Origin of the sequence: Bacillus sp. FSL R5-0585 (genome assembly GCF_038004545.1) — a bacterium.
Classification (GTDB): Bacteria; Bacillota; Bacilli; order Bacillales; family Bacillaceae_G; genus Bacillus_A; species Bacillus_A cereus.
Genome location: NZ_JBBORJ010000001.1, coordinates 857879 through 875508, shown reverse-complemented (window position 1 = coordinate 875508; position 17630 = coordinate 857879). Strand labels below are relative to the sequence as shown.

The following is a 17630-nucleotide window of genomic DNA, read 5'->3' as shown; positions in this document are numbered from 1 at the left end:
CTTATCTCATTTTATGTACTTCAGCAACTAGCTTTCCACCCTGAATGCCCATATAAAGCTTCACAGGTGCATCATTCGTATTTTCAAATACTAAATCTAAGTATGGATATGCAATTGTAGCATCTCTTCCTTGTGGAACATAACCTACCGTTTTAGAATGTGTAGTTCTCTCCACCATTTTCAGACCAGCTTGATCTGCTGCATTGTATAAAGTTGAAGATGTTTGACAAACACCACCGCCATATCCATCTACTAATTTACCATCAACTATTTCTTTCCCTAATTGATATCCTTTATCTGGTGTTGTATCACCGATTAATGAATTAAAAGAGAAACGGTCTCCTTTTGCTAACACAACTCCATTTATGCTCGCTGCTGACAAACGAATATTCTCAATACGGCCACCTGTTGAACCACCTAAGTTCGTTTCATATCTACCAATTACCGTACCATTTCCTTGCGCATCACTTAATGTTGCGACTGGTTTTTTCTCCACGATCGGCAACTGATACGTAGCATCCCACATACCAACATTTAACAATTTATCTACTAATTCTTTTTCCATTAATTCATAAGAAGGTTTTCCTTCTTGCCAACTTCCATCAGGTGCTATACGTGAAGGAACCATTTTTTTGTCGACGCTTTTTCCAACCTCACCAACAACCTTTGTTACAGACTTTTTAAATTTCGCTTCATCTTCAAAATAGCCTAAACTAGATAAATCTAATTTTTTCACTTCAGTACCAGTTCGACCATCAACTAAACTAATAGTATCCTGCACTTCTGCTTTAGCCTCTACAGTATGCCCACCAATATCACTTACCAATGCAACATCACTTACTTTTGCACCACAGCCACTCATTATAGCTACACATAACACCCCAACCAATATACCCTTTACTTTACGGAACAATATACTCTCTCCCTTTCCCCAACATCACTATTATGTATTTATTTCATTTTTATGTATGTTTTGTTACAATCATTTTACAATATGTTTATAAAATGTTACAAGTTATTTTTCACTCTATATAAATTACTCTTTTCTTTTATAAATGTCTATACATATTTACATAAAAGTTTGAGTTTGATAGAATTGTAACTTTTATGTAAACTCTCTCTTTTATCCAGTATATACCATTAAGCAAAAGAAATACAAATCAAAAACCCTCAAGCTATTTTTTATAAAGTGAAACTGTAATCAGTGGGGGTTTTACGGGCATCCCGACCTTCTTTGTTTCTGCTGAATTTTGACATGGGGGTCTTATTGCCCAGCAAATAGCGGGATAAAGAGAAATCCCGTCAACATAAATAGGTATTTGCCGTGCCACCACTCCGCTTTTGCACATACATTATGGTGAATTCAACCTATTTTAAAGAAATGGAGGATGTTATTATGTATCCCTACAATCCATATGATCCATATAATCAATATGCGTACCAACAACCACAGTATGACTTACAAACACAATATCAATCTTATATAGATCAAGCAGAGCACACGAATCCATATGACCAAAATAGACAATTCCAACTTCCAATCTCTTTTCCTGGCACTGGAAATCGTCAATTAGAAAGACGCGTAAATGAGCTTGAACAAAGAGTTCGTCAACTAGAAAATACAGTTGAGCGCCATACACGTAGACTAAACCGCTTAAACCAACGTTTACGCACAGTAGAAAACAGACTAAACATTCCATTCGCAGCATTAGAAGACGGATTTTAATCGAGAAAATAAAGATTATATAAAGGAAGGGGCTTCCCCTTCCTTATATAAATTGACGAAAGTTTTTTCCATCTCTATACTGATAAGAGTTAATGAAATGAAACAAGGTGATAAATATGGATTTTGAAATAAATTATCTTTCCTTTTATGTTGTACAAGTAGAAGGAAAAGGTGAAGCAGTTGATAAACGCTACAAACATTTTCAAACTTTAGACGCTGAAGAATATGAAGATAGTTCCTTAAAAGAATTTTTGAATGGTGAGTTATTAAAAATATCGAAGCGAAAAGTAGAACGTCATGCAAAAACAGAACAAGCCCCAACAAAAATTGGTCGCTTTATTGTAGAAGAAGGGCACGAACTTGATTCAAACCCTCATTACAACCTTTTTAATCGTATTCGCTTTGCAGAAACAAAAGAAAACTTTAAAGATATGAGCGAACCTCTCGTTTATACATATCTTGACACAAGCGCTGTACGTGGTGGTGTATTTTTAATTGCTCAGGCAAAACTACGCAAATACTTTGATGATCCCTTCGTATTCGTAATGAAATGCGACTTTGAACCAAAGGTTGCTTCTATTTCTGATGAATCAACACTGATTCGTAACGTTGAAATGGCCATCACAACAAAGAATATGAAATCTATCCAATATCCGTACATGCCTGAAGAAGGTATGGTTGAAGTAGGCGAACTAAAAATACACCAAGCATCACATGCCCGCTACTTTGAAGACTTCTTAAAATTCGTCGAATACGAACGCTCTATGCCTGAAATTATGAAAACACAAGTAATGGACATGGTATACGACCAAATTGAAGATGTATTTGAAGAAGGTACGGAAGAACGCGAACAATTCGACCAAGCGATGGAAGTATGGGCTGCCAGTCCGAAACGCGAAATTATGGAACAATTTTCAACCGAAGAAGTAATGGAAGCAACCGCTCAAATCGTCGAGCATGCTCCTGAAGTCGAATTAAAACTAAAAGCAGATCATATCTCTGTGAAGGCCCTGCTTGCTGATTTCGGGGATCAAATACATATTGCGAAGGTAAATGATCGATATGTACTTATGATTGAAGCAGACACACTTACGTTTGAAAAAGGCTTCTCTCCGATTGAGTTTCTGAAGCCAGATGAGCTGCAGGATGTGATTGAGCGGATTGAGAATAAGCAGCAGTATTCGTTTGATCCGAGCGGTATTGAATAAAATGAAACTTTAATCAGTGGGGTTTTGTTCATCCCCCACTAATTATTAACCCTCACCAATCGGGCTTTTACGGGATAAATACTTCCATATAACTGTTGTTACTGGGCGCTTATAATAAGCGCTCTTTTGTTTATATTAAAAACCGATTCTACTAAGAATCGATTTTTCTGCTTTATAATAAAACATGTTTATTTTCAAATTTTTTTGATGCAAGATGACATTTGTTGCAGAATCAAATACATCCCTTCCTTGTTATACAAGCTTATTTCCATTAGAAATATCTACTTCAATATTTCTAGTTGACCAAGACCTTCTATAAGTTGTTAAGATGCAAATTTCACTTTACTACCTCAAATTTATTGTACTCGTAAAAAGATAATTGAAAACGATATTCCGGATGTTCTCTCACCCAATCGTAGGCTTCTTCTAAAATTTCCATTTTGTTTTGCAAGTCATTAAGTTCACTACATTCGTCCCTTTTCTGTTTGCACAGAGGGCAGAATCCATTCACTATTTCCGCACTCGTCGCCCTAATAGTTTTACTTTCTAAATCAACTACTAGACGAAGAATAACAGAATGCTCTTCTTTTGTAGTCACCTTCATTTCAGCAATCCGATCCTCATTCCAAAAGACACCGTTTAATTCCATCTTTACTGTGACATCTTTAATATCCAAGTCTACCACTATCACACCTCCCTTGTACAAAACTCAATCTTACTCTTCTATTTTAAACTTTAATACACCACAACTTAAAGAGATATTAAGTTTTTTCCAATTCTTCTTTACTATGAAAGAAAGTGTAGTTAATGCTAATTGTGTGGTAAATATTATCCCAAAAACTAAAACAGTTAAAATGTTAAAGATCGTTTCCATTAAACTACACTGTTTTCTTTATATATATTTTTATTTTATTAATACGGTTTAAAACTCTTATTACATCTTAACAATCCCAAAGCAATTATAATGCACAATCACAACAACAAGTTGATGCCTATTTAATATCAATACGCTGTTATTACATGTATGTAGTTAGAGGGGGAGGAGAAATTCATTTAACCTCTGTATTCTCCTCCATCTCAGCCAAATACCTAATCTGCCGTTCCGCTTTTCTCACTGCTGTACGAAAATGTTTTTTCAGGAGTTCCACTGTATTTTCACTTATATAATATCTTTCCGTTATACTTTCCCACGTGTCACCACTTTCAAATGTACTCCATTCAAAAGGGCGTTCTGTATTTTTCTTTAGTTCTTTAAACACCCATTTTCGCATCTTTTTTTTCGCTTTTTCTGTTAGTTTTCCGTTTTTTACAAGTTCAAGTTCACCATGTCTTTTGTATCGCTTATTGATATCTCTCTCGCTATATACTTTAAGAAGTATATTTGCTGTATTTTCAGCATCTGCTAAAGCACGGTGCTGTTTTCCTTCCCACGTTAAAGCGAGCTGTTCTACCGCAAATTGTAAACTTGGCGTATGTTCAAACAATTCCTCATATGCTTGGAAAACAAATTTTTGCAAATCAATTCTATTTTCTTTTTCTATACTTGGGCATTCAACACCATATAATGTACAATCATGAGATAGAAAGCGATAATCTTCTTTTCCCCATGAAACAAATATAGAACCTTCGCCGATGAACTGAATAAATTTCTCTATAATTTGAGGGAATTTTTCTACACCCATTAAATCTTTTTTCGTAATACCGGTTAATTTTGTTGTATGACGAGTTAATCGTGCACTTGGTTTTACTAACTCCGAAAATTCTTCAATTATCTTCATTGTACCTATTTCTATTTTTACAGCTCCGATATCAACTATTTCTGATGGATCTTCTGATTTATACGGTCTGAAATTCCTTTCAATATCAAACACAATGAAATGTGTAGCGTTTTTCAATTTATTTACCTCTTTCTAAATTCCTTTTCACACAAACACTTTATTTTCAGTATTTATTTATTCATGTACTTTATACAAAAATACTCCGAATAAATAAATGAAAATTCAGTCTTGTTATGATATGTAAGTAGGAGGACATCTATAAAAATGCAAAAAAAAAGAAGGGCGAGCCCTTCTTTTTTCAAAAATTACTTCTTGTTTACGTTAGTAGCTTGAGGTCCACGGTTACCTTGTTCTACTTCGAAAGTAACTTCTTGACCTTCTTCTAAAGTTTTGAAGCCTTCGCCTTGGATAGCTGAGAAATGAACGAATACGTCTTCTCCGCCTTCAACTTCGATGAAACCGAAACCTTTTTCTGAGTTAAACCATTTTACTTTACCGTTTTGCATGAAAAAAATCCTCCTACAATGTACCTATATGTACATATTCATTTTCAACCACCTTACAATAATAAGCCAGATATTAAAAAACTGCAACCCCTGAGGAGATTTAACATTGCTATCCTCCTCGGAAGTTACAGCTCATTTAAATCTCTATATTATTAAAAGTAAAATGGTTTAAATATACTATATCATATCAATATAATAAAAGTAAAGTTTTTTTCTTAAATTATTTTTTGTTCCCACTGCATTGCTTTTAATTCACCTGATCCGGCTACTACATAACCATCTTTTTGATTAACAATGCGCCATCCGTGCCCTTTAACTGAATCACATACTGTAACAATACCTTCTTCAAGAAGCACACGGCACACACTACTAATCCCCGCCTTATTTTGCGTTGAAGTTGTATATAAAACATGTTGATCTACACTTAAGTCTAAATAACTACTTGCTTTCTGCTCACTTTGACATGTATGCCAATATATTTTTTCACTTGCAATACTTTCATCTATTTTACAATAAGAAATATTTCCGCTAACTCCCTTGCACGATCCACTTGCCGCTACTAAATAAGAATTGTGTAAAGTCAACGCGGAGATCATTTGATTCATCGCAATTTTAATCCTCTTTAATTTACGTATCTTCAAATCAAAGAGCCAAACACCACCATATTTAGCATGTATTTTCGTACCAATAAATAAGTAATGTTTATATAAAAATAATGATCGAATAGACGGTGCCGCACTGCCATACTCAAGAAACGGATGAATAGTTTCCCATGTCAAACCGAAATTATTAGAAAGATACAGCGTTTTTTCTCCATGAGCAACAACAGTTCCTTGTACATTGCTACATACATTCCAACTCGTTGCTTTTGTTGGAAAACGCTGAATTGTCCAGTTCTCTCCACCATTCATACTGCGAATAAAAATCCCTTCGTCACCTACACCATAAACTACATTATCTTCGCTATGTAAATCCCTAATTCGTTTTTGAAAACCATTTAAAATTCGTTTCCATTCTCCGTCTTGTTCAACAAATAAGCCATTATATGTAGTAGCTAACAACAGTTTTCCATCTCTTAACTTTGTAATAGCAGTTACACTTAACATTGTCTCCACGTTGACACTCCCATTCTTAGAACTTCTCAGCAAATGCAATTGCAAAATTACTGCATTTTTCAACATCCTCTTCATCTTCTGGAGCTAATTCAATTTTCAGCCCTTCTTGTACAAGCTCTGCACCGCGTTCCACAAGACGTTCTTCAAATATCGTTACCGCTTCACAAAACAGTTCATACGCTGTATCACCCGATCCGAATACCGCTACCTTTTTCCCAGCTAAATCTATATTTTCTAAGTCATCATGAAAATCTTCTGCTTCAAATGGTAATTCACCATCGCCCCACGTATAAGATCCTAAAATGATTCCATCATAAGCTAATAATTCTTCAGCGTCCATGCCTTCCATTTCTTGCAATACTACTTCATGATCAAAAGCATCTAAACTAACTTTAATTAAATCAGCAATACTCTCTGTATTTCCTGACATACTTGCATAAGCTATTAAAATTTTTGCCACTTTGGCATCCCCCTCTAACGATAAATGATTCTCATTCTCATTATATTAATAATGAGAATCAATTTCAATTGATTTTTTCTACTTTTATTTACGTTTCACATTACTTATTTCAAATAAAGTGAGGGTATTCATCCCCCACCTAACTTCTTTGTTTCCGCTGAATTTTGAGGCGGGGGGTCTTACTGCCCGGCAAATAGCGGGATAAAGTGAAAGTTTAATGAGTCCTCACCAATCAGGCTTTTTCAGACAGCCCACAAAGAGCGGAATAAATAAAAAAGCACAGATGACTATACAATCATCTGTGCTTTTTTATTATTTTTTAAAAATACCAAAAGGCTTTCCTACTGGTAAAACAACTTTTCCGAAGTGTGTATTTAACACTGCTGCTGCTGAACCGTAGAAAGATAATAACGAAATAAGAAGTTCAGAATATGCTGCTAAATTATGCATTGCATGCGGCATAACACCTAAAGTACTTAATGAAAGACCGATAAATAAGAAATCAATAAGGACGAAAATCATAAATAATACTTTATGTGTTTCCATTGCACCAATTGTCATAAAGATTGTGAAAATCAAATATCCGATAAAGGCTACACCAAGCTGTTTTGAATCTGCAGCTTGTGCTAATTTTTCGCCAAATACTCCAAGTTGAATTAACCAAGTCATTCCAACACCTAGCCAAAATAGACCGTACGCACCGAATGCTGTTGTACCGAATGTATTGTTATGCTTTGCATCATGAATGCAAGCAAAGATTTGTGCAAATCCTCCTAAAAAGATTGCCCACGGTAATACAAGTGAAACGCCATCTGTTAAGCCTAACTTTTGAGATGATGCTACAAGTGTTACCATCGCTAATCCAAATAGACCAATTCCAGATGGATCCGCTGTTGTCATTTTCACATGATGTGTAGTAGTTTGATTGCTCATATAAACCTCCTGATTATAAACATACTCGAATACAATACTTAAATCAGAAGACTATGTCAATGGTTTTTTTTGTATGTTGTCAGACGTTATATTTTATAATGATTAAATATATTTCTGACCACTCCATAAGGTTTTATATTCACTTTTTCCAACTCGTTTATCGGTAGCCATAACGGAATATAATTTCCCCTACCTTCCAGCTGAAATTCCTCAGCTGTTCCGCTTCCGAACACTCCGCCTGTAATATAGGCAGCATAATAATATTCATTTCCTTTATATTTTACCTTTGCAATAAGGTGCTCCACTTGTATATGTACCCCTAATTCTTCGTATACCTCTCTTTTCGTTGCCTCTTCAGGCGTTTCACCTTCCTCAATCCCTCCGCCAGGAAAAACATAATATCTTTCCTCTTCTCGAATACGTTTTATAAGAGCGATTTTTCCTTCCTGTACAATGATGGCGGCTCCGCGATTTCTTATCATTTTATTACCTCAATACGAATCGCAACTGTTCCCCACTCTTTTTCTTGTTCTTTCGTATATATTTTGTATGTACTTTCTAACATTTCCTCTAAACTATCATTTTCACAATCCAATAATTTTTTATCGATTTGTTCATATATAGCTTTAAAGCTCTCGTATCGCTTTATTTCCGTTACTTTTACCGTCATCATTTCTGTTGTCTTAAGATTCGTAAATACGATTTCATCGTCTTTGTTTATTAGTTGACGTTTTTTATCGTATAGGCGTACTTCATATACTTTTTCCCCTGATCGAATTGACTGAAACGGTTTATTATATAAACCCATTTCGTATCGCATACATCCCACTCCCTTTTGTTCATTTCACCTATTAATACAGTTCACATTACTACATCTTGCATATAATATTCCATACGTATCACTTAATTGAGAAAGGAGGCTGAAGAAGCATGTTATATTTAAATCAAAAACCTGAATATAATAAATATGATATTGGTGATTATACTTATAGTAAAGTAGGGCCAACCATTTTTTCTTGGAACGATGAAACAAAATTGAAAATAGGTAAGTTTTGTTCATTAGCAGAAGAAGTCGTTTTCATACTTGGCGGTGAACATCGCGCAGACTGGATAACGACTTATCCATTTAATGCACTTTTTGATGAAGGAGCACATATTACTGGTCACCCTTCTTCAAAAGGTGATATCGTAGTTGGCAATGATGTATGGATTGGTTATCAATCCTGCATTTTATCTGGTGTTACAATTGGTAACGGTGCCATTATTGGTGCAAAGAGTGTTGTTACAAAGGACGTACCGCCATATGCAATTGTGGCTGGTAATCCTGCAAAATTTATTCGATATCGTTTCCCGCAAGAAACAATTGACAAACTAGAGAATCTCGCATGGTGGGACTGGGACATTTCTGTTATAAAAGGAGCTATTCCATTACTACTTTCCGACAAAATCGACGAATTTTTCACCTCGCCCGAAAAAGAATCTACATGATTAATGAAGAAAGAGCATCCTTCTCTTACAGGATGCTCTTTCTTCATTTATTTTTTCTTTATTTGCAAATGATCACACGGAGAACATTGAAAAGGAATTTTCCCTAAGCAATTAAGATTCGTTTCGCAAATTTGTTCAATCGTTGGAACAAATGGAATGACAACTATGTTACTTTCTACTATTTGTGTAACAGGTGGCAATACTGTGCCTACTTGATGTTCAAAACGAATACTCGCTTGATTTATATAATTTCCTGAACCATTTGGCGCGCTCTGTACTGCTACTTGGAACGAAACTGTCCTTGCTTCACCAGGATTTAAACTTCCGATAAGAAACCCTACTGCCGGGCTTACATTCGGCACTGGCGTATTATCAACCGTTACACTTCCAGGAACAAATCGAACACTACTATCTAACATATCTTGAAAACGAATATTTTGCATTACAGTATCACCCGTATTTGTGATGACTGTCGTAAACGTAATGACATCTCCAATTGTTGCTACCTGTAAATCTGCCGTTTTTACGACTGTCGTTGAGACATTTTGAGGAATAAACGGGATAACAACTGTATTACTATCACCTTCAACTACTACTGGCGGCTCATTCGGATTTACAGTTGCAAGCCCATTCGCTGTAGCAGTATTTGTAACTAAATTATTTATTTGCCCTCCTATTATTACAACTTGGAAATTAATAATTGCTGCATCATTTGGCTGAAAATCACCTAATGGAATACCAGTATTCGGGTTAGCGAATGGAAAAGATACATCATTTACCGTTACCGTGCCATTTATAAATAGCGTATTCGGATCAATGATATCTGTTAACACAATGTTGGTCACAGGAACTGTACTATCATTTATAACAGCGATTCCGTAAGTGACAACATCCCCTATCATTGCTACTTCAAAGTTTGCTCCTTTTGCAACAAATAAGATTGCAGTATTTACCGTCACTATAACGGTATTGCTCGTATCCATCACTGTAACTGGCGGCTCCCCTGGTACTAAAATATATTCTGCTAACGCCCCAGCAACGTTCACTACTGTACCACCATCTGGAAAACTTGTAATCGTAGCTTCATATGTTACAATCGCCGTCTCACCGACTGGAATGTCTACAATCGTAAATCCAACCTGCGGATTTACTCCCGGACGAGCTACTCCATTTACAGTTACACTATTTGGTACAAAAACAGCTTCCTGAGATAGGACATCGATAAATTGAATATTCATCGCATCAGCAGTACCAGTATTTAATATTCGAACCGTATACTTTACTGTTTCTCCTACTCCAACAATTGAATGATCTACTTCTTTTTGCATATCTAAACTGCCTCTATTTACTGGTGTGACTGTCGTATTACTTGAATTCGTAATTGTAAACGGAGGTTCTCCTGGAATTAATTCAAAATCACCCGTTACTCTTGCTGTATTCATAATGCTACTAGAAGGCGGAACTGCGATTACATTTACTTCAAATGTAATTAATACGCTATCCCCTACTGCAAGATTAGGCAATGCAAAGCCTACAAATGGATCTAAACCTACTTGCGGAATCCCATTTATTTGTACACTTCCAGGAACGAATTCTAAACTAGGTGATGGAACATCGATAAACTGAACATTCGTTGCTGTTACCGTTCCCGTATTTGTAACTTGCACACTATACGTTAACGTATCTCCTAATCGTGTCGCTTCTTTATTTACAGATTTTATAATGCTGAATCGTCCTCTATTCACTCTAGTTATCGTCGTATTACTCGGCTCTGTTACTACAACTGGCGGTTCTCCTGGCACTAAAGTAAAGCTTCCTGTTATATTTGCAACGTTCGTAATTGTTCCTGATGACGGGATGTTTGTAACTGTCGCTTGAAACGTCACTATAACTGTTTCACCAACTGGGATATCTCCAACTCCAAATCCAGTAATCGGATTTAAGTTTGGTTGCGAGGCTCCATTTATCGTTACACTATTTGGTACAAATGACGCCCCTGCTGAAATGGTATCAACAAACTGAACAGCATTAGCTGTTACTGTTCCAGTATTTGTTATTTGAACCGTATACGTTAATATATCTCCAACGAGAGTAGCAACCCTATTTACTTGTTTAATAACATTAAATTGCCCTCTATTTACAGTTGTAAGTGTTGTATTGCTCGGCTCTGTTACTATAACTGGTGGTTTTCCTGGTACTAATACAAAACTTCCAGTTACATTTGCCGTATTGGCAATTGTTCCGTTTGATGGCGCACTAACAACGGTTACTTGGAAGATGACTTCTACACTTTCACCTGGGTTTATATCTGGAAGCGGGAATCCATTATTCGGATTGAATCCAGGTTGTAACACACCGTCTATCGTTACAGTGTTCGGCACGAATGCTATAGAGGAAGGTAATACATCACTATATTGAACATTCGTTGCTGGCACTGTTCCTGTATTTTGAACTACTGTTGTATATGTGATTGTATCGCCTACTGCAACAACCGGCTGACTTACTGATTTTAAAACATTCAAACCAGATTCATTTATTTCTGTTAATGTCGTGTTACTTGTCGTCGTTTCCGTAATAGGCGGCTCTGTTTCACTTACAGCAAACGTAGCTGTAACATCTACAAAGTTAACAATCGTTCCACCTTCTGGTATGCTCGTAACCACTTCCTGATATGTGACGAGTACAAAATCATCTACAGGTATATCTGGAACTGTAAAACCAATGAAAGGATCTAATCCTGGTGCTGGTACCCCGTTTATACTCACGCTTCCTGGTACGAATGCTACACCGGCGGAAGTAGTATCGATAAATTGAACATTCGTCGCTGGCACTGTTCCGAAATTAAAAATCAATACATCATACGTTAATATTTCTCCTACAGTCGCTACTTCCTTATCTACTATTTTCACTGGAAAAATAAACGCTATATTAATTGTCGTAACGACTAAATTCGTTAATATCGTTTCCGTAATCGGTGGTTCCTGCGGATTTGGTTGTGAAGTAAATGTAACGTCTGCATCATTTAATATGACTTCATTATCTGGAATTTCTGTAATCGTCACTTGGAATGTGACCTCAATACTTCCACCAGCGATTAATAATGGCGTAACTGTAAATCCTATTTCTGGATTTAAACCAAGTTGCTGCACTCCACCTATCGTTACACTATTGTCAACAAACGTCGTTCCTTCTGGTATGACATCTTGGAAGAACACATCTGTAACAGGGATAATTCCTACGTTTGAAATGAGCACGGTATACGTTAATACATCCCCAACAGCCCCAGTTGCAACATCAACTGTTTTTGTTGCTGTTACTTCACCAGGAGGAGGTAACGGTATTGTAACTACCGTTGTATTACTTGAATTCGTTGTTGTTACAGGTGGTTGTAAAGGATTTAATAAGAAAGTGGCTGTAGCAGATGCTGTATTTAATACCGCTCCACGTGTAGACGGTGCAACTACCGTAACTTGGAACGTTACTGTCAATGATGTTCCAGCTGCAATATTAGGAAGCGGGAAACCAACATTTGGGTCAAATCCAGGTTGTGGCGTTCCATTTATCGTTACACTATTTGCTACAAAAGTTGTTTCTAAAGCAATTGGATCAAGGAAAGAGACATTCGTTGCTGTTACTGTACCGTTATTTCGAATGACAACAGAATACGTGTAAGTTTCTCCAAGTGCTGCTTGTTGTACAGATGAAGATTTTTGTATATTTAACTGTGCTGTGTTTACTTGCGTCACTACAAAATTACTATTTGTAACAGTCGTTATTGGAGGGTTTGCTGGATTTATAAGAAAACTTGCAGTAACGTTCGATTGGTTTCTTATATTTCCACCGCTCGGAATACTCGTCACTGTAACTTGAAACGTAATCGTAGCCGTTTGCCCGACCGGAATATTTGGTACCGGGAAACCTAGCATAGGATCCGCGCCTTGCTGTACGACTCCATTTATCGTCACACTATTTGCTACAAAGGCAGTACCAGACGGAATTGGATCTTGAAAAACAATATTCGTTGCAGGAACAGTTCCTGTATTTTGAATAAGAATCGTATACGTTAACGTATCTCCTACACCGGCTTGTAGTGTATTTACACTCTTCATTACATTAAGTGATCCTACATTCACTCGCGTCACAACAATATTACTAATCGTTACAATTGTAATTGGTGGCTGGAGAGGACTTACTTGGAAATCAGCAGTGACATTCGCATTATTCGGAAGAACTCTATTTGGTGGTACACTCGTGATTGTCACTTGAAAAGTGACCGTCACCATTCCTCCTACTGGAATATTAGCAAGTGGAAATCCAGTTGTCGGGTTTAAACCTGGTTGAGGTGTCCCGTTTATTGTTACACTATTCGCTACAAAAGTGGTTCCAACTGGAATCGGATCAAGGAATGATACATTTGTCGCTGTCACCGTTCCACTATTTTGTATACGAACTGTATACGTTAACGTATCTCCTACACCGGCTTCAGTAGCACTTACACTTTTCATTACATTTAACCCTGAAGAATTCACGATCGTCATAACAGTATTACTTGGTACTGTTACAGTAATCGGCGGCTCTGTTGGATTTACAAGGAAATCTCCAGTTACATTCGCATTATTTACAACATTATTTCCTTGGGGAATTTCATCAATTAATACTTCAAATGTAACAATAACACTGGCGCCAGTAGGCAAATTATTTAATGGGAATCCAAGTTCTGGATCTGCCCCTTCTTGTAAAACACCATTCACAACTACACTATTTTCAATAAATAATGTCCCTTGGGGAATTGAATCTTGGAAAAATACATTCGTAGCTGGTACACTACCTGCATTTATGACTTCTATTGTATATACTAAAATATCCCCTACTGTTGCAACATCCGTATTGACTGCTTTCACAACTTCAAAGTTTCCTGATTGTACTGTCGTATTCACAACATTACTCGGTACATTGATTGTTACTGGTGGTTCATTCGGATTCACTTGAAAGCTTGCTGTTACATTTGCTTGATTTAAAATATCTTCATTTTCTGGATTCTGTACAATTACTACGTCAAATGTGACTACAACCGTTTGAGCCGCAGGAATATTCGGAAGAGAGAATCCTGTATTCGGATTTAGTCCACTTTGCTGTACTCCATTAATTGTTACAGAATTTGCAACAAATGAAACAGCAGAAGAAATAGGGTCTTGGAAAAATACATTTGTTAACGGAACATTCCCTGTATTTTGAACGGCAATTGTGTATGTTAAAGTGTCTCCTACTGCCGCTTGCGTTGTATTCACTTCTTTTATTACATTTAAACCGCCTGTATTAACTTGTGTCACAACTGTATTCGTTTGTCTATTAATCGTTATTGGTGGCTGATTTGGAATAACGACGAAATTAGCAGTTACATTTCCGCGATTCGCAATTGTGCCTCCTGATGGCGTTGATGTCACTCGTACTTGAAAAGTCACTGTCCTACTTCCGCCGGGAGATATATTTGCTACTGTAAACCCAGTCGCTGGATTTACCCCAGGTTGTGAAACCCCATCCACAGTCACACTATTTGCTATAAATGTCGTTCCAATTGGTATTGGATCTTGAAAAATAACGTTCGTTGCAAGTACATTTCCTGTATTTTGAATTGTTACCGTGTACGTAAGAACATCGTTAACCGTTGCAAAAGCTCTATCCACTGTTTTTCTCGTTGTTATATCAGCTATATTAATTGTCGTAACTACAGTATTACTTGTCGCTTGCCCTGAAACTGGTTGTTGACCAGGCACTGGAGTAAAGGTAAATGTTGCACTTGCACGGTTTGGAATTGGATTGACAAGAGGGTTCGATGTTACTCGAACTTGAAAGCGCACTACAGTCGTTTGCGAAGCATTAATACTTCCTAGATTAATACTACTTGCTGGATTCGCTCCTGGACGCGCTACTCCATTTACCGTAACGCTATTTGCGACAAATGTTGTTCCAGCAGGGATACTATCAACAAAAATAACATTGCTCGCAGTGACATTTCCATTATTTATGATATTAACTGTGTACGTTAATACATCATTAAGCGTTGCCGTCTGTAAATCTACAGATTTCTGCATACTTATAGTTGCTTGATTCACTGTCGTTTGTACTGTGTTTGAAGAAGACGTACTTGTAATAGGAGGACTACCAACGAAAGGACGAAATTGATATGACACCATTGCACGATTTAAAATAGGATTGGGATTCGGGAATGATATTATTCGAACTTGAAATGTAACAATTCTTTGCGTGTTATTTGGGATTGTACCTAAATTAATTCCATTAGAAGGGTTTGCATTCGGCTGTGTTACTCCCCCTACCGTAACACTACCTGCAACAAACGTCGTTCCGTTCGGAATACTATCACGTAATACAACGTTTTCTGCACTTCCTGTTCCTGTATTTGGGACCGTAATCGTATAAGTGAGGGTATCCCCTACCCCTGCGACTGTTCTATTAACTGATTTAACAGGATTAATAATTGGACCTGTTGCATCAATTTGAACACCAAAACCAGCTGCTGCGTATCCATCTCCATTTGTAACAAATCGAACCGTTGCTGATGTTTGACTGTTTACTAAAGATAAGGAGGCATCTACATTCGTAATATCCCACCCTTGTCTTCGGACGGCCAAAGCTACCCCTAACGGCTGATTCAAATCTCCAAACGTGCCGCTCGTATCTAAATTTCCACTATCATTACAAATTTGTGACTGAAAGAAATTATTCGCAGGATTTCTCGGTCCGAATAATGCAACTGTAGCATTTGCATTCGGCCCAAAGCGAAGTTGATCTCCAACAATGTTAGAATCACCTTCTTGAGCAGTTACGAGCACTCTTCCTGTAACAGCTCCTGTTGCCGGCGTAGCAAAACCTGAAATTGTAGCATCAACTGGCGGGGATGAAGCATCGATAATTTCTTGACCTGCATATACTGACAAATTTCGAAGTGGTAAACTTGCATTTTGATACACAACCTCAAGCGTCCATCCAGCTGAACGACTGATTGTTGGGTCGGCTGAAGTTCTTGCAGCTGGCACAGCACCCGTTGTATATGTGCCTGCCCCACCTGCACTAACAAGATTCGTTACATTGGCAGAGCGAGCATAATAAAACTGATTTCCTACTGAACCTTGCTGCGCGGTAGCAGGATCTGGCGTAACAGAAAACGTCCCTGCTGGCGTTGTAAATGTAATGTTATCATTTAAAAATGGTAACACATCTTCCGTATCAGTCCGGAAAGTACCAGCCCAAACTAATTCTGCATATAATACACTGCTTCCCGCTGGAAGATTTAAAATTGCACTTGAAGAATTCAATTGCCATTCATCTGTTGTCCCTGCTGGGAACCCTGGTACTTGCAATGCTGTATTTACTGTCGTAAACACAGCAAGTGTACCAAAAATATTACCTGGTGCAGGTGATGTAGGGCTAAGTCCCAGCGTATTCCCAGTAAACGTGACGGCACCAGGTACTGTTGTCGTAAACCTATTTATAAAAGGCACACAATCATCTCATTTCAATTATAGTAAAAAGTGCTCTATACTATAAAATGTAGACAAACTATACAATGTACGTTGTCCAACAAAATTCCGCACATATGAGAGGGGTTTATAAAACTATGCGCTACGTTATCATAACAGGAACTTCACAAGGTTTAGGTGAGGCAATCGCTACGCAATTATTAGAAAAAAATACAACTGTCATCTCTATTTCTAGAAGAGAAAATAAAGAGCTTACGAAACTTGCAGAGCAATATAACAGCAATTGCATTTTTCATTCCCTAGATCTTCAAGATGTACATAACTTAGAAACTAACTTTAAAGAGATCATTTCATCTATTAAAAAAGACAATGTATCCTCTATTCATTTAATTAATAATGCGGGTACAGTTGCACCTATGAAGCCAATCGAAAAAGCTGAAAGCGAACAATTCATTACGAACGTTCACATTAATTTACTTGCACCTATGATTCTTACATCTACATTTATGAAACATACGAAAGACTGGAAAGTAGATAAACGCGTTATTAACATTTCATCTGGTGCAGGAAAAAATCCTTACTTTGGCTGGGGCGCTTATTGTACAACGAAAGCTGGTGTAAATATGTTTACACAGTGCGTAGCAACTGAAGAAGCAGAAAAAGAATATCCAGTAAAAATCGTCGCTTTTGCACCTGGCGTTGTTGATACTAATATGCAATCACAAATTCGTGAAACAAATAAAGAAGATTTCATAAACTTGGACCGCTTCATTGCATTAAAAGAAGAAGGAAAACTATTATCACCTGAATATGTTGCGAAAGCTATTCGTAACTTACTAGAAACTGAGGACTTTCCTCAAGGCGAGATTATTAGAATTGATGAATAACAAAAAGGTGTGCTAAAATCGCACACCTTT

General features: G+C 37.0%; 14 protein-coding genes. 4 read left to right on the top strand and 10 right to left on the bottom strand.

Annotated features, from left to right (window positions below; all coding sequences use genetic code 11):
* Position 1: 1 nt before the first annotated feature.
* Positions 2–913 carry a VanW family protein gene (locus MKY38_RS04640; protein WP_000488973.1) on the bottom strand — a complete coding sequence of 304 codons (912 nt, stop codon included), beginning with the start codon at positions 911–913 and terminating at the stop codon, positions 2–4.
* A 483-nt stretch (positions 914–1396) separates the two neighbouring features.
* On the opposite strand from MKY38_RS04640, the gene MKY38_RS04635 reads away from it, so the two are divergent.
* Together MKY38_RS04635 and MKY38_RS04630 are read left to right on the top strand one after the other, a co-directional pair.
* Positions 1397–1726 carry a hypothetical protein gene (locus MKY38_RS04635; protein ID WP_000283715.1) on the top strand — a complete coding sequence of 110 codons (330 nt, stop codon included), beginning with the start codon at positions 1397–1399 and terminating at the stop codon, positions 1724–1726.
* A gap of 116 nt (positions 1727–1842) precedes the next feature.
* Positions 1843–2934 (top strand): DUF3900 domain-containing protein, encoded by a 1092-nt coding sequence (locus MKY38_RS04630; RefSeq protein WP_000345046.1) that lies wholly within the window; start codon positions 1843–1845, stop codon positions 2932–2934.
* Positions 2935–3271: 337 nt separating this feature from the next.
* Here MKY38_RS04630 and MKY38_RS04625 read toward each other — a convergent pair whose 3' ends face one another.
* The 8 genes from MKY38_RS04625 to MKY38_RS04590 all read right to left on the bottom strand — a co-directional run bounded on the left by MKY38_RS04625 (position 3272) and on the right by MKY38_RS04590 (position 8546).
* On the bottom strand, positions 3272–3619 hold the full coding sequence (locus MKY38_RS04625) for a hypothetical protein (RefSeq protein ID WP_000227983.1): 348 nt from the start codon (positions 3617–3619) through the stop codon (positions 3272–3274).
* Between the two features lie 364 nt (positions 3620–3983).
* Complete coding sequence (locus MKY38_RS04620; protein ID WP_000786417.1) at positions 3984–4829, bottom strand: exonuclease; 846 nt, start codon at positions 4827–4829, stop codon at positions 3984–3986.
* A 188-nt stretch (positions 4830–5017) separates the two neighbouring features.
* Positions 5018–5218 (bottom strand): cold shock-like protein CspB, encoded by a 201-nt coding sequence (cspB, locus tag MKY38_RS04615; protein ID WP_001179150.1) that lies wholly within the window; start codon positions 5216–5218, stop codon positions 5018–5020.
* 215 nt (positions 5219–5433) lie between these two features.
* A complete protein-coding gene (locus MKY38_RS04610) occupies positions 5434–6333 on the bottom strand; it encodes a WD40/YVTN/BNR-like repeat-containing protein (RefSeq protein WP_048558146.1) in 900 nt (299 codons plus the stop codon).
* 16 nt (positions 6334–6349) lie between these two features.
* Positions 6350–6793 carry a flavodoxin gene (locus MKY38_RS04605; protein WP_001062752.1) on the bottom strand — a complete coding sequence of 148 codons (444 nt, stop codon included), beginning with the start codon at positions 6791–6793 and terminating at the stop codon, positions 6350–6352.
* Between the two features lie 312 nt (positions 6794–7105).
* The gene (locus MKY38_RS04600) at positions 7106–7726 is read right to left on the bottom strand and encodes an acetate uptake transporter (protein WP_000070938.1); all 621 of its coding nucleotides are present in this window, start codon (positions 7724–7726) and stop codon (positions 7106–7108) included.
* Positions 7727–7812: 86 nt separating this feature from the next.
* Complete coding sequence (locus MKY38_RS04595) at positions 7813–8208, bottom strand: NUDIX hydrolase (protein WP_000620823.1); 396 nt, start codon at positions 8206–8208, stop codon at positions 7813–7815.
* Entirely contained in the window at positions 8205–8546 is a 342-nt protein-coding gene (locus MKY38_RS04590; RefSeq protein ID WP_001268366.1) for an ASCH domain-containing protein, read from the bottom strand. The genes MKY38_RS04595 and MKY38_RS04590 overlap by 4 nt, the downstream gene beginning before the upstream one ends.
* Before the next feature lie 110 nt (positions 8547–8656).
* On the opposite strand from MKY38_RS04590, the gene MKY38_RS04585 reads away from it, so the two are divergent.
* Entirely contained in the window at positions 8657–9214 is a 558-nt protein-coding gene (locus MKY38_RS04585; RefSeq protein WP_000966302.1) for a CatB-related O-acetyltransferase, read from the top strand.
* 47 nt (positions 9215–9261) lie between these two features.
* Here the strand turns inward: MKY38_RS04585 and MKY38_RS04580 are convergent, their stop codons facing one another.
* On the bottom strand, positions 9262–16734 hold the full coding sequence (locus tag MKY38_RS04580; RefSeq protein ID WP_341048198.1) for a DUF7507 domain-containing protein: 7473 nt from the start codon (positions 16732–16734) through the stop codon (positions 9262–9264).
* A 116-nt stretch (positions 16735–16850) separates the two neighbouring features.
* Between MKY38_RS04580 and MKY38_RS04575 the strand changes: the two genes are divergently transcribed.
* Positions 16851–17600 carry a (S)-benzoin forming benzil reductase gene (locus MKY38_RS04575; RefSeq protein ID WP_001271056.1) on the top strand — a complete coding sequence of 250 codons (750 nt, stop codon included), beginning with the start codon at positions 16851–16853 and terminating at the stop codon, positions 17598–17600.
* The last annotated feature ends 30 nt before the right edge of the window (positions 17601–17630 follow it).